The following is a 12643-nucleotide window of genomic DNA, read 5'->3' as shown; positions in this document are numbered from 1 at the left end:
GTACGTTTAAATTTTCCTTGAGATCATAGGGCGTTGTCAACCGCCGCCTCTACCCGCCGACCGCATGGCCACCCCCGCGATAGGCCTTTAATCCCATTGACTAGCTTTGCTATAATTCCCCCCACGGTGACCTGGTTTTAGCAATGGCCGGCGCGCCGTGGCGACCGGTCCGGGAGGGGATCATGAGCCAAGCGGTTATCTACGTGGTAATGGCCGTTTATCTGGTGGTCGCTTGCCTGCTGGGGGGGTTGGTGGCCTGGAAAAAGGGCGACTACTTCAGCCGGGGCCTGTGCATCAGCCTGATGGCCGGTATCTTCGCGCCCATCTATTTCGCCTTTTCACCTCGCAGCCACGCCCGGGAGGGCGACGAGAACGACCTGCTCCTGTGGCACGTGCACGGGGTGTTCGCCACCATCACCCACGTGGTGGTGATTTTTGTGGCCTGGCTGATCTGGCAGGGCATCAGGTAGGGGGCGTAGGGCGGGGTTCACCCCCGCTCGCTTGAATTTTCAGACATGGCTGTCATCGCGAGGAGCATCCCGGCAGGGGATGCGACGTGGCGATCTTCGCTTTCCCCCGAGCGGGATCGGCGCGCAGCGCGACGAGGAGGCCGTGTCTGGCAAGCGCGGGCCTGACGAGGGAAGTCGAAGATGGCCGCGTCGCGGCGGGAGGGCCACCCTGCCCTTCCCGGCGCTTGCCTCCGCCGCTCCTCGCCATGACGGCTATTGCTGGAGTTTGGTGGCGCGAGTCGCGGCGTCCGCTCCGGGCAGAGATTGCTTCGTCGCTAGGCCCCTCGCAGCGACAACTGGGGTTAGAAAACACGACCGGCCCCCGCGCTGGGGACCGGCCGTGTTGCGCTCATTTTGGGGAATTGTTGGGCTTCGCTGCGCTCAACCCAACCTACGCTATTGTTTGGGTTGCGCCAGGAGCGACCCCGCTCCCGACGGCACAGCCAGGGGTTCGTGGGCCAGGCGTCCGGCGAGCTGGGAATTGTTGGGTTTCGGGCTGCGCCCTCTACCCAACCTACGCTATTGCTTGAGAACCTCCCCGAACCGACGCCCCCTCCCGCGGCACAGCCAGGCGCCGCAGGGCAAGGCGGCAGGCGAACGAGGGACGCAGGCGTAGGCTACCTACGCCGAGGACCGAGCGACGCCGACAACGCCGCCATGCGGGGCCTGGCGCAGCCGCCTGCCGCTACCCCTGTAGTTCGGCGTCGGCCTTGCGCACCTTCTCGGCCATCTCGATACGCCTCAGGGCCAAACGCCCGGCCAGATCCGCATCGCCCAAGGCGATGATCTGGGCGGCCAGGATGCCGGCGTTGTAGGCGCCGGGCTTGCCGATGGCCACCGTGGCCACGGGCACGCCGGGAGGCATCTGCACCGAGGCCAAGAGGGCGTCCAGGCCGCCCAAGGGGCTGGCGTTGATGGGCACTGCGATAATCGGCAGGTTGCTTTGGGCGGCCAGGGCTCCGGCCAGGTGGGCGGCCATGCCCGCCCCGGCGATGAGCACCTTGAGGCCCCGGGCCGCCGCGCCGGAGGCATAGGCCGCGGCCTCGGCCGGGGTGCGGTGGGCGCTCATCACCCGCATCTCGTAGGGCACCCCCAGGCCGCCCAGGGCCTTGCCGGTCTCGGCCATGATCTCCTTGTCGCTGGCCGAGCCCATGAGCACCCCCACCAGGGCGCCGCCCGAGGCGGCCCGGGCCAGGGCCCGGTGGCCGATGTCGCGGCGCAGGTACTTGCCCTCCCAGTGGATCAGGTCGCAGGCCTCGTAGGCCCGCTCGATGGCCTCGGCCACGCTGGCCCCCAGGGCGGTGACCCCCAGCACCCGGCCCCCGGCGGTGACCAGCTTGCCGTCCACCAGCTTGGTGCCCGCGTGGAACACCGTGACCTCGCGGCACAGCGCCGCGTTCTCCAGGCCGGTTATCTGCTTGCCGGTCTCGTACTTGCCGGGATAGCCGCCCGAGGCCAGCACCACGCACACGCTGGGGCGCTCGGACCACTTGACCTCGGCCTGGTCCAGCTTGCCCTGGGCCAGCTTCATCAGGATGTCGGCCAGGTCGCTCTCCAGGCGCACCAGCAGGGGCTGGGCCTCGGGGTCGCCGAAGCGCACGTTGAATTCCAACACCCCCAGCTCGCCGTCCGGGGCGATCATCAGCCCGGCGTAAAGGATGCCCTTGAAGGGATGGCCCTCGGCGGCCATGCCTAGGATCATGGGCCGGATCACCTGGTCCATCGCCTTTTCGGCCAGTTCGGGGGTGACCACCGGGGCCGGGGAGTAGGCCCCCATGCCGCCGGTGTTGGGCCCGGTGTCGCCCTCGCCCGCCGCCTTGTGGTCCTGGGAGGAGGGCATGGTCACGATGGTCTCGCCGTCGCTGAACACCAGGAAGCTGGCTTCCTCGCCCACCAGCAGCTCCTCGATCACCGCCTTGGCCCCGGCCTCGCCGAACTCCTTGGCCACCATCACCTGCTCCACCGCGGCCTCGGCCTCGGCGGCGTCCTGGCACAGGATCACCCCCTTGCCCGCGGCCAGGCCGTCGGCCTTGACCACCAGGGGCCGCTCGGCGGCGCGCACGTAGGCCTTGGCCTCGGCGGGGTCGGTGAACACCGCGTAGCCGGCGGTGGGCACCCCGAAACGGGTCATGGCGTCCTTGGCAAAGGACTTGGAGCCTTCCAGCTGGGCGGCGTAGGCGCTGGGCCCGGCCACGGCCAGCCCGGCGGCCGCGAACTCGTCGGCGATGCCCGCCACCAGGGGGGCCTCCGGGCCCACCACGGTGAGGTCGATGCCCTCGTCCAAGGCAAAGGCCTTGAGCCCGGCGATGTCGTCGGCGGAGATGCCCACGCACTGGGCCTCGCCGGTCATGCCCGGATTGCCCGGCGCGCAGTAGAGATCCTCCACCAGGGGGCTTTGGGCCAGCTTCCATACCAGGGCGTGTTCCCGCCCGCCGCTGCCGATGACCAGTACCTTCATTTCGTTTCTATTCCCGAATGCTGCGGCCGCCCGGCCCCGCGCGCGCGCCGGACGTCCTGGTTTTTAGCGAGCTCCTACTTGGGCGGGTAGCGCTGGATCACGTCCTTGTGCCACTTGTAGGGCTTGGCCGTGTCCATGTCCAGGTTCACGTAGCCGCCCGAAAGGTGAATGCCGCCGGGCAGGCTGACTCCGGCCTGCCAGGAGCCGCCGGAATAATAAAAATACATCCCGCGCCCGCTGTCGAAATACACCTGGGAGCCGGGCCAGTAACGATATTGGTGCTTGGCGCGATAGCCGTGGGCCGGGGCCCAGGGGGGCGGGCCGCCCTTGCCCTTGCCGCCGCTTTCGGTGGTCACCGTGACCCCGCCCACACTGACCCCGATGTTCACGTCGCCGTTACCGTTGCCGCCCTTTTTGGCCTGGCCCGGGGGAACCCCACCCGGAGGCTTGGCCCCCACGGGCAGGGAGAGGGCCAAGACCAGAGCCGCCAACATGGCCGATGCCAAAAACAAACGCTTCATGTTTCCTCCTGGGCGGACCTGGCAATTATGTTATCCCTCGCCGTTCAGACCTGCTTCTCCAGATAGTCGGCGATGGCTCCGTCGTAGCGGTTGGTCAGGCGGAAGGCCTTGGCCGCCAGCTTTTTGCGGGTGGCCAGGCTGGTGCCGCCGCCATTTTCCTGCATCTCGGCCAGGACCGTGGCGTAGTCGGCCGGGTCGGTGACCACGGTGACGTCGGCGCAGTTCTTGGCCGCGGCCCGGATCAGGCAGGGCCCGCCGATGTCAATGTTTTCGATGGCGTCTTCAAAGGTGCAGCCCTCCTTGGCCACGGTGGCCTCGAAGGCGTAGAGGTTCACGCACACCAGGTCGATGGGCGCTATGTGGTGCTCGGCCAACTGAGCCCGGTGGGTGCTGTCGTCGCGCCGGGCCAGGATGCCGCCGTGGATGCGCGGGTGCAGGGTCTTCACCCGGCCGTCGAGCATCTCGGGAAAGCCGGTCACCTCGCTGACCTTGGTCACCGGCACGCCGGCATCGGCAATGGCCTTCATGGTGCCGCCGGTGGAAATGATGGTCACGCCCATGTCGGCCAGAGACTTGGCGAAATCCGCCACGCCCCCCTTGTCGGTCACGCTGATGAGCGCGCGCATTATCTTGCGGTTCATTGACTGCCTCCGCTGGTTGGGTATCTCACTTTTCTAGCAGAGTGCCGCCCCCGGGGCAAGGCCGCCGCCGCACTTACATAATGAGGCCAAAGCGGGCCGCCGGGCAAATCGGGGCGGGTGAGGGGCGGATAAAGGTGACAACCCAAAATGTTGCACCGTAGGCAGGCCATCCCAAAGGATCATTGATAATCTCAGGGAGGTGCAATACCATGGCGCCAAATGTCTCGGAAGCTAGATGCGGTTCCTTAGCCGGGGGGATTTTTTGGAACGCTGTAGTTATATAGTTACTACGTTGGCCATGATTTTCTCATTATTGACCCTCCCTGCCGCGGCCGAGCCCCAACGTCTGAGCCCCATGGATCGAAAGTGCCAGCAAGAGCCAGCCAAAGACGGCGTTAGGTGTCTGGAATGGCGCGCGGTCAAGATTATTTCCCTGGCGGAGAAAAACCAGGCGAAGCTGGCCCGAGCTTTGGACCTCCTTCGCCGCGCGCTAGCCATATCCCCTGTTGATTTAAGCATATTATCCAATATCGCAATCTGCTATTCCCAGATGGGAGAGTACAAAAACGCTTTGAATTATTGCGACAAGATACTAAAAATTAAACCCTCCTTCGTGAGCATTAAATTTTTCAAATGCATGCTTGAAGAGCGTTTGAATTATCCGGAGCATGAATGCAAAGAGTGCTATGGCAGTGTTGCCCAATATTATAAAGACCGGCTAAAAACCGATGACGTCAATTATGTATACGCCGAGTTAATGCTGGGCGGTCCCGACGCCGAGCGAGCCAAGAAAAACTTCTTGTCCGGTTTCGCACCAGGCTCCGAGTCTTTCAAAATGTGGAGCGAGCTTTTACGGAATTTCGACCGGGAAAAGTTTCTGCGCCAGATGTTGCCCTAGGTTCCAGGCCCCAGTAATATCTTATATCAGCAACGAGTTTGGGGTATTACGTAGCTACTTGGCACCCACCCGGAGCGCGCCTTGCCCTTTGAACACCTGACCCTGGCCTTTTCCCTGACCATCCTGGCCGGCCTGGCCACCGGGCTGGGCAGCGCCGCGGTGCTCTTGGCCCGGCGCACCAACACCCAGCTTTTGGCCCTGGCCCTGGGCTTTTCCGCCGGGGTGATGGTCTACGTGTCCTTCGTGGAGATGCTGGCCAAGGCCAAGGCCCAGCTGACCTCGGCCTTGGGCGAGGGTCCGGCGGCCTGGGCCACGGCCGGGGCCTTTTTCGGGGGCATCGCCTTTATCGGGCTCATCGACCGCCTGGTGCCCGAGGCCGACAACCCCCACGAGGCCCACCGGGTGGAAGAGGTGCAAAAGCCGGTGAGCGGCCACCGCCTCAAGCGCATGGGCCTGTTCACCGCCCTGGCCATCGCCATCCACAACTTCCCCGAGGGCCTGGCCACCTTCACCGCCGCCCTGGCCGACCCGGCCCTGGGCCTGGCCATCGCCGTGGCCATCGCCATCCACAACGTGCCCGAAGGGGTGGCCGTGGCCGTGCCCATCTATTACGCCACCGGCAGCCGCGGGAAGGCCTTTTTCTATTCCTTCCTCTCTGGCTTGGCCGAGCCCGCCGGGGCCCTGGTGGGCTACCTGCTGTTGCGCGATCTGTTCAGCCCCGCCCTGATGGGGGTGATGTTCGCGGCGGTGGCCGGAATCATGGTGTTCATCTCCCTGGACGAGCTGTTGCCCACGGCCGAGGCCTACGGCCACCACCACCTATGCATCTACGGCCTGGTGGCGGGCATGGCGGTCATGGCCCTGAGCCTGCTCCTGTTGTTGTGAGGCGGTCTACTGGTTGTTGAGCGGCACCCAACTCATTTTGAAAGGCGTGTCGCACTCCTCGCAGCTCTGCTGCTGGATGATGACCCGGGCCGGCAGGCCCACCGTGGCCTTGGCCGCGGCCATCATGGCAAAGGTGCCGGGCGCGGTGGTGCGCTTGTCGAAAACGGCCAGGTCCACGCTGCCCCCCTGGGCCGCGCCGCCGGGGCAGGTGGGGGTGTTGTAGCCGGTGGAGGACTGGGCCGCCACCTGCACCAGGTAAAGCTCGTTCTGGCCGCAGGGGGAGATGACGGTCACGGTGACCGGCACGCTGCCGCGGTTTTCCAGCACCAGCTCTCCCGCCGAAGCGGCCAGGGGAATCAGCGTCAGGGCAGCGGCCAGAAGCCAGGCAAGGGCTATGCGGGACATGGGCTTTCCTCACTTGGGTTGTGCTTGGTCAGAGGGGCTTTTCTAAAGCTTGGCACAAAGCGCACCCGGCCACAAGAGCGGCGGAAGCGGGCGGCGGGCGCCCCCCTGGCCTGGCGGCCGAATACCCAGGCGAGGGCCTTACTTAAGCCCCCAATTCCGCCCCGCGTCTTGACCGCCGCCCCCCCTGGGGCTATGCTGAAAATGGTGTTCGAAGCGGTATTATTCTTCCTCTTCCCGTGGGAGCCACACCATGCGAAAAGCGCCATTTGGCAAGGCCCTGTGGATGGTCCTGGCCGCTCTCATGCTTCTGGGCGTGGCCTGCACCAGCTATGACCAGGCCACTTACGACAAGATCAAGACCGACATGACCCGCGAGGAGGTCATCGGGATCCTGGGCGAGCCCACCGAAAGCTCGGGCTTCAGCCTGGGCGGGCTCTCGGGCACCTCGGCGGTGTGGAAAGACAAGCACGGCAACATCACCATCCAATTCCTCAACAACAAGGTGAAGGCCAAGTCCTTCGCCAAGCCCTAGGAGCCTCATGATCCCGGTAGTCGGCATCTGCGGCGCCAGCAATAGCGGCAAGACCACCCTGGTGGAAAAGCTGTTGCCCGAGCTGAACCGGCGCGGCCTCAAAGTGGGGGTGCTCAAGCACCACGGCCACGGCGGACCGGTGGCCACCCCGGCCGAATGGCAAGGCAAGGACAGCGACCGCCTGATAAAGGCCGGGGCGCGCCGGGTGGCCTTGTCCCATTCCGGCGGGGTGTGGCTGGAGGCCCCCGGCCTGGCCGGAGCGGGCCCCCGGGCCGTGGCCGCCCGGCTCATGGCGGGCATGGACCTGGCCATCGCCGAGGGCTTCAAGACCGCGGCCATCCCCAAGATAGAGGTGGTGGCTCCGGGTCAAAAGCCCCTGCTGCCCACCGGGGGCAAGCTGCTGGCCCTGGCCCGGCGGGGCGGCGCGGGCACCGAAGAGGGCCTGCCGGTGCTGGACGCCGACGACCCCACGGCCCTGGCCGATTTCTTGTTGGCCGCGGTAAAGCCGGTGACCCCGCCCCCGGAGCCGGCCAAGCTCTTTTTGGACGGCCAAGAGCTGCCCATGAACGCCTTCGTGGCCACCATTCTCTCGGGCATGCTGCGCGGCTTCGTGGCCTCGCTCAAGGGCAGCGGCGAGGCCGATAAGATCGAGGTGCGCCTTGGCTGAGCCCTACCTCGGCTTCCGCCCGGACACCCCCCTGCCCTCCGTTGACCAGATCCGCGAACTGTGGGACGAGTTCGCCATGCTGGACAACATCCGCGAGCACTCCCTGGTGGTGTGCGGGGTGGCCCTGCGCCTGGCCGATTGGCTGAGCGAGTCGGGCCTGGGGCTGAACCGCCGGGCGGTGGAGGCCGGAGCCCTGTTGCACGACATCGCCAAGACCATGTGCCTGGGCCAGAAGTGCCGCCACGACCTGGAGGGCGGGCGCATCATGCAGGAGATGGGCTACGGCGAGCTGGCCTACCTGGTGTCCAACCACGTGCTTTTGCCGCCGGAGCAGCCCCTGGACGAAACCATGGTGGTCAACTATGCCGACAAGCGGGTGACCCACGACCAGTTGGTGAGCCTGCCCGAGCGCTTCGCCTACATCACCCAGCGCTACGGCCGGGGCGATCCGGCCCTGGAGGCGCGCATCGCCCTGGGCCTGGAGCGGGCCCGCCAGGCGGAGAGCCTTATTTTCACGCACATTGACCACGGCCGCGCCCCGGCCGACCTGACTCCCCGGACGGTGACGCTGTGAGCCGCGCCCCCCTCAAGGTGGCCCTGATCATGGGCGGCACCTCCAGCGAGCGCGAGGTAAGCCTCAAGTCCGGCCGGACGGTGGCCAAGGCCCTGGAATCGCTGCCCCATACGGTGGAGACCTTCGATCCGGCCACGGACCTGGTCGATCTGGTGCGCCGGGCCGGGGAGTTCGACGTGGCCCTGGTGATCATGCACGGCCCCGGGGGCGAGGACGGCCGCCTGCAGGGGCTGTTGGATCTGGTGGGCCTGCCCTACCAATGCGCCGGGGTGCTGGGATGCGCCCTGGCCATGGACAAGCCCCGGGCCAAGGAGCTGTTCCGGGCGGCGGGGATTCCCGTGGCCCCGGACCTGGTGCTCAGGCGCGGCGAGGCCGATCCCGCCGGGCGGGTGCTGGCCGAGCTGGGCCTGCCGGTGATCGTCAAGCCAGCCCGCGAGGGTAGCAGCTTCGGCATCTCCATGGTCCGCGAGGCCCAGGAGCTGGCCCCGGCCCTGGAAGCCGCCTTCAAGCTGGACCGGGTGGTCTTGGCCGAGCGCCTGTTGGCCGGGCGCGAGCTCACCGCCGGGGTGGTGGGCAACCGCGAACTGACCGCCCTGCCCCTGGTGGAGATAGTCCCCGGCAAGGAGCACGCCTTTTTCGACTTCACCGCCAAATACACCCCCGGCGCCTCCCAGGAGATCTGCCCCGCCCCGGTGGATGAGGCCACCACCAAGCAGGTGCAGGAGCTGGGCATGGCCGCCCACCGGGCCCTGGGGCTCAAGGGCTACTCGCGCACCGATTTCATCCTCACCGACGAGGGGCCCTTTGCCCTGGAGACCAACACCATCCCCGGCATGACCGAGACCAGCCTGTTGCCCCAGGCCGCCGCCGCCGCGGGCATGGACTTCCCCACCTTTATCGACAAGCTGATCGACCTGGCCCTGGAGGACCAATAATGACCGCCGCCAAGGAGCCGCCCTGCGCCAAATGCGCCATGAAGCGCTATGCCGAGAAAAAACCGGGCTCCCTGTGGGCCAGGCTGTGGCGCTGGCACACCGGATGGTGTCCCGGCTACAAGCGCTACCAAGCCTGGCTGGCCGCCCCCAAGTAGAGCCGGTCGGCGCCAAACCCGCCTTGCTTTCGGGGTTATGGCGTGCAAAAATGATTGTAAGTACAATTTGATGCTTCCCTGGGCCATGCCCGTGGGGAGCAATCCTGCGCGAGAGCGATAAGTGGTCTTCCCCGTTGGACTCCCGTTGTTTGCAGAGCTACCTTTCCTGGCTTATTCCGGTTCCCCCGCTAGCCTCGAGCTTACTTGCCGCTAGTCACCGCCTCGGCCGCCCCGGCCCGGGACAAGGCCCCTTTGGGGCCGGTCTGCGGGTTACGGCTCCGCGGCCCCGGCCGCTCCCCTTTTTGACGCGGGCCTGCCCGGGAAGCCCGAGCGGAAAGGAGAAGAGCCGTGCAACAAGCCCAAATCCAGACCGGTAAGAAGGTGGCCCTCAGGGTAGGCCAGGACGACGCCTCCAAGCTGCGCGAGAACACCCAGGATTTTTTCAACGCGCTCAGGGGCAAGACCGTCAAGCCCGATGATCAGGTGCTGTTCGGCGATGTGCTGCTGTGGGTGGAGGCCACCAAGCCCAAGGGCGTGGTGGCCATCGGCCGCGACACCAAGGTAAAGGTGGCCATCAGCAAGAAGGAGTTGCGCCAGAGTTGCCCCTCCTGCGGCCAGGCGCAGGACGAGCACCGCCGGGAGTGCGCTGGTTGCGGGGCCGATCTGCAGGTGGTGAGCCTATAAGAGACGGGGCGGCGGCAGGGCCCCTGGGCCACGGCGGCGCCTCGCGGCCTTTGGCGCGTCCTAGGCTAGCGGCTCGAAGCCGTGACCCAGCCGGCCGCCGCCCACCCCCACGCCACGTTGAAAATAATCACGAATAGCGGGGTGAGCGCCCCCAGCCCTGTACCGTAGAGGCCTTCGTTGGCCACGTAGGGAAACACCACCAAGAGCTGCACCAGGGTGGGGCCCAGGGAATACAGGAACCCGCGCCACAACACGGAGCCCTCAAAAAGCGGCAACATGAACAATAATCCCCAGATGCCGCCCCACACCATGCGCTGATAGACAAATGCCGGGGTCAGGACCGGGGATAGAGAAACGTGCATGACAAAGGTAATGCCGGAGGAGCCGGCTATCCACGCTACCAGGGCGTTGGCCAGTCCGCCAAAGGCTCCGGCCGCGAAACAGTTGCCCAGGTTACCGAGAAAAGACATGCCTAGCCTCCCTATAGGCTCATGGGTGGGCAGGTCCCCTCCTATAATATAGATTACCCTCTCGGTTGTTCTCAGCTATCCTACCCGAGACGGCTTGACGCTGACAAATGGATTTATCTAAAATATTTGCGGTCGGCCCCGGATAGGCCGGCCAACCAGGGTCACGGACGCCCTTTCCCGCTTCGGCGGGGAGGGGCTTTTTTTATCCTTGGGATCGGGAGGACGCCATGAGTTGGGACGATGTGGACAACAAGGTCAAAAAGAAAATCGATGCCGAATTTGTGTCCTGCAACGAGGAGTATGAGCTGCGCTATATTTTTCAGATAATTAAGGAAGAGTATCCCTATCTGAGCGATTCGACCATCTGGGCGGCCCTGCGCCATTGCTGCCGCGAGATCCCGGCGCCGCGCCCGAGGCACCGCTACATGCAGTGCGTCAGGATAACGTTGGGCAAATAAACGGGCCGCCTGGAAGCACCTGCCCCAAAAAGAACAGCCCCCGCCGATCTTGCGATCAGCGGGGGCTTAAATTAATTCCGGCGGCGTCCTACTCTCCCACACTTGAAAAATGCAGTACCATCGGCGCTGAGAGGCTTAACTTCCGTGTTCGGGATGGGAACGGGTGTGACCCTCTCGCTATAGCCACCGAAAACTGTGTTTCCGGCAATAAAGTAGAGCGATAAGCACTTATTTCGCTGATACAGAGCTTTGACCAAGCCCGGTCAAGGATCAGTATATCGAAGATGATTAAAAGTGACCAAGCCTCACGGGCGATTAGTACCGGTCAGCTAAACATATCACTATGCGTACACTTCCGGCCTATCAACCTTGTAGTCTTCAAGGGCCCTTCAGCCTCCGAAGAGGAGGGAGATCTAATCTTGGAGGGGGCTTCCCGCTTAGATGCTTTCAGCGGTTATCCCTGCCGAACATAGCTACCCAGCGATGCCGCTGGCGCGACAACTGGAACACCAGGGGTTCGTCCACTCCGGTCCTCTCGTACTAGGAGCAGCTCTCCTCAAATCTCCTACGCCCACAGCAGATAGGGACCGAACTGTCTCACGACGTTCTAAACCCAGCTCACGTACCGCTTTAATTGGCGAACAGCCAAACCCTTGGGACCGGCTCCAGCCCCAGGATGCGATGAGCCGACATCGAGGTGCCAAACCTCCCCGTCGATGTGAACTCTTGGGGGAGATAAGCCTGTTATCCCCGGCGTACCTTTTATCCGTTGAGCGATGGCCCTTCCATTCGGAACCACCGGATCACTAAGACCTACTTTCGTACCTGCTCGACCTGTCGGTCTCGCAGTCAAGCTCCCTTATGCCTTTACACTCTTAGGCTGGTTTCCAATCAGCCTGAGGGAACCTTCGCGCGCCTCCGTTACTTTTTTGGAGGCGACCGCCCCAGTCAAACTACCCACCAGACACTGTTCCCGACCCGGATAACGGGCCCAGGTTAGATTCCTAAGATAGCAAGGGTGGTATTTCAAGGTTGGCTCCACCGAAACTAGCGTCCCAGCTTCAAAGCCTCCCACCTATCCTACACATACTAGCCAAAGAACCAATGTCAAGTTGTAGTAAAGGTGCACGGGGTCTTTCCGTCTTGCTGCGGGTAGACGGCATCTTCACCGCCACTACAATTTCGCTGAGTCCCTGGCTGAGACAGTGGGGAAGTCGTTACGCCATTCGTGCAGGTCGGAACTTACCCGACAAGGAATTTCGCTACCTTAGGACCGTTATAGTTACGGCCGCCGTTTACCGGGGCTTCGGTTCAAAGCTTCTCTGGCGAACCAGATGACCTCTCCCCTTAACCTTCCGGCACCGGGCAGGCGTCAGACCCTATACGTCGTCTTGCGACTTAGCAGAGTCCTATGTTTTTAGTAAACAGTCGCTACCCCCAATTCTCTGCGACCCCCCTCAGCTCGGATAGTAAATACCGTCACCAAAGAGGGCACACCTTCTCCCGAAGTTACGGTGTAATTTTGCCGAGTTCCTTAGCCAGAGTTCTCTCAAGCGCCTTGGGATGCTCTCCCTGCCTACCTGTGTCGGTTTGCGGTACGGTCACCAACAGTGCTCGCTAGAAGATTTTCTTGGCAGCATGGGCTCAGTGACTTTGCGAGGTAAACCTCTCGTCATCACCTCTCAGCGTTGATGAGGAAACGGATTTGCCTGTTTCCTCCGCCTACGGGCTTGAACCGCCACTTCCAGCCGGCGGATCACCTACCCTTCTGCGTCCCTCCTTCGCTCAAACGCACGTTAGTGGTACGGGAATGTTAACCCGTTTCCCATTACCTACGCCTTTCGGCCTCGG

General features: G+C 64.1%; 14 protein-coding genes, 2 rRNA genes and 1 pseudogene (1 of these 17 only partly in view). 10 read left to right on the top strand and 7 right to left on the bottom strand.

Annotated features, from left to right (window positions below):
* The first annotated feature begins 182 nt into the window (after positions 1 to 182).
* Complete coding sequence (locus tag AACH32_RS00445) at positions 183 to 470, top strand: hypothetical protein (RefSeq protein ID WP_338604187.1); 288 nt, start codon at positions 183 to 185, stop codon at positions 468 to 470.
* 724 nt (positions 471 to 1194) lie between these two features.
* Here AACH32_RS00445 and purD read toward each other — a convergent pair.
* The 3 genes and pseudogenes from purD to AACH32_RS00430 all read right to left on the bottom strand — a co-directional run.
* Positions 1195 to 2967: a phosphoribosylamine--glycine ligase gene (gene purD / locus AACH32_RS00440; RefSeq protein ID WP_338604185.1), complete on the bottom strand. Its 1773-nt coding sequence runs from the start codon at positions 2965 to 2967 to the stop codon at positions 1195 to 1197.
* Between the two features lie 74 nt (positions 2968 to 3041).
* Complete coding sequence (locus AACH32_RS00435) at positions 3042 to 3488, bottom strand: hypothetical protein (RefSeq protein ID WP_338604183.1); 447 nt, start codon at positions 3486 to 3488, stop codon at positions 3042 to 3044.
* A gap of 59 nt (positions 3489 to 3547) precedes the next feature.
* A pseudogene (locus AACH32_RS00430) lies at positions 3548 to 4129 on the bottom strand (IMP cyclohydrolase); the annotation flags it as partial.
* A gap of 298 nt (positions 4130 to 4427) precedes the next feature.
* Between AACH32_RS00430 and AACH32_RS00425 the strand changes: the two are divergent.
* Positions 4428 to 5027, top strand: a complete 600-nt coding sequence (locus AACH32_RS00425) for a tetratricopeptide repeat protein (protein ID WP_338606638.1) — start codon at positions 4428 to 4430, stop codon at positions 5025 to 5027.
* Positions 5028 to 5108: 81 nt separating this feature from the next.
* On the top strand, positions 5109 to 5912 hold the full coding sequence (gene zupT / locus AACH32_RS00420) for a zinc transporter ZupT (protein WP_338604179.1): 804 nt from the start codon (positions 5109 to 5111) through the stop codon (positions 5910 to 5912).
* 6 nt (positions 5913 to 5918) lie between these two features.
* Here zupT and AACH32_RS00415 read toward each other — a convergent pair whose 3' ends face one another.
* Positions 5919 to 6317, bottom strand: a complete 399-nt coding sequence (locus tag AACH32_RS00415; RefSeq protein ID WP_338604177.1) for a hypothetical protein — start codon at positions 6315 to 6317, stop codon at positions 5919 to 5921.
* A gap of 250 nt (positions 6318 to 6567) precedes the next feature.
* Between AACH32_RS00415 and AACH32_RS00410 the strand changes: the two genes are divergently transcribed.
* The 6 genes from AACH32_RS00410 to AACH32_RS00385 all read left to right on the top strand — a co-directional run bounded on the left by AACH32_RS00410 (position 6568) and on the right by AACH32_RS00385 (position 9864).
* Positions 6568 to 6849: a hypothetical protein gene (locus AACH32_RS00410; RefSeq protein WP_338604174.1), complete on the top strand. Its 282-nt coding sequence runs from the start codon at positions 6568 to 6570 to the stop codon at positions 6847 to 6849.
* A 7-nt stretch (positions 6850 to 6856) separates the two neighbouring features.
* Complete coding sequence (mobB, locus tag AACH32_RS00405) at positions 6857 to 7516, top strand: molybdopterin-guanine dinucleotide biosynthesis protein B (protein WP_338604172.1); 660 nt, start codon at positions 6857 to 6859, stop codon at positions 7514 to 7516.
* The gene (locus AACH32_RS00400; RefSeq protein ID WP_338604170.1) at positions 7509 to 8090 is read left to right on the top strand and encodes an HDIG domain-containing metalloprotein; all 582 of its coding nucleotides are present in this window, start codon (positions 7509 to 7511) and stop codon (positions 8088 to 8090) included. Before mobB ends, AACH32_RS00400 begins: the two co-directional genes overlap by 8 nt.
* Entirely contained in the window at positions 8087 to 9025 is a 939-nt protein-coding gene (locus tag AACH32_RS00395) for a D-alanine--D-alanine ligase family protein (RefSeq protein ID WP_338604168.1), read from the top strand. Before AACH32_RS00400 ends, AACH32_RS00395 begins: the two co-directional genes overlap by 4 nt.
* A complete protein-coding gene (locus AACH32_RS00390) occupies positions 9025 to 9180 on the top strand; it encodes a hypothetical protein (RefSeq protein ID WP_338604165.1) in 156 nt (51 codons plus the stop codon). Before AACH32_RS00395 ends, AACH32_RS00390 begins: the two co-directional genes overlap by 1 nt.
* Before the next feature lie 348 nt (positions 9181 to 9528).
* Entirely contained in the window at positions 9529 to 9864 is a 336-nt protein-coding gene (locus AACH32_RS00385; RefSeq protein ID WP_338604162.1) for a hypothetical protein, read from the top strand.
* Between the two features lie 65 nt (positions 9865 to 9929).
* Here AACH32_RS00385 and AACH32_RS00380 read toward each other — a convergent pair whose 3' ends face one another.
* Positions 9930 to 10334, bottom strand: a complete 405-nt coding sequence (locus AACH32_RS00380) for a hypothetical protein (RefSeq protein ID WP_338604160.1) — start codon at positions 10332 to 10334, stop codon at positions 9930 to 9932.
* A 227-nt stretch (positions 10335 to 10561) separates the two neighbouring features.
* Here AACH32_RS00380 and AACH32_RS00375 point away from each other — a divergent pair, with 227 nt between their 5' ends.
* Entirely contained in the window at positions 10562 to 10792 is a 231-nt protein-coding gene (locus AACH32_RS00375) for a hypothetical protein (RefSeq protein ID WP_338604157.1), read from the top strand.
* 75 nt (positions 10793 to 10867) lie between these two features.
* Here the strand turns inward: AACH32_RS00375 and rrf are convergent.
* Both rrf and AACH32_RS00365 read right to left on the bottom strand, forming a co-directional pair.
* Positions 10868 to 10983 (bottom strand): 5S ribosomal RNA (gene rrf / locus AACH32_RS00370).
* A gap of 103 nt (positions 10984 to 11086) precedes the next feature.
* Positions 11087 to 12643 (bottom strand): 23S ribosomal RNA (locus tag AACH32_RS00365); it runs 1456 nt beyond the window's last position.

This window comes from Desulfoferula mesophila (assembly GCF_037076455.1).
Classification (GTDB): domain Bacteria; phylum Desulfobacterota; class Desulfarculia; order Desulfarculales; family Desulfarculaceae; genus Desulfoferula; species Desulfoferula mesophila.
Note: the sequence above shows the minus strand (reverse complement) of the source record. Positions and strands in the feature narration are given on the sequence as shown.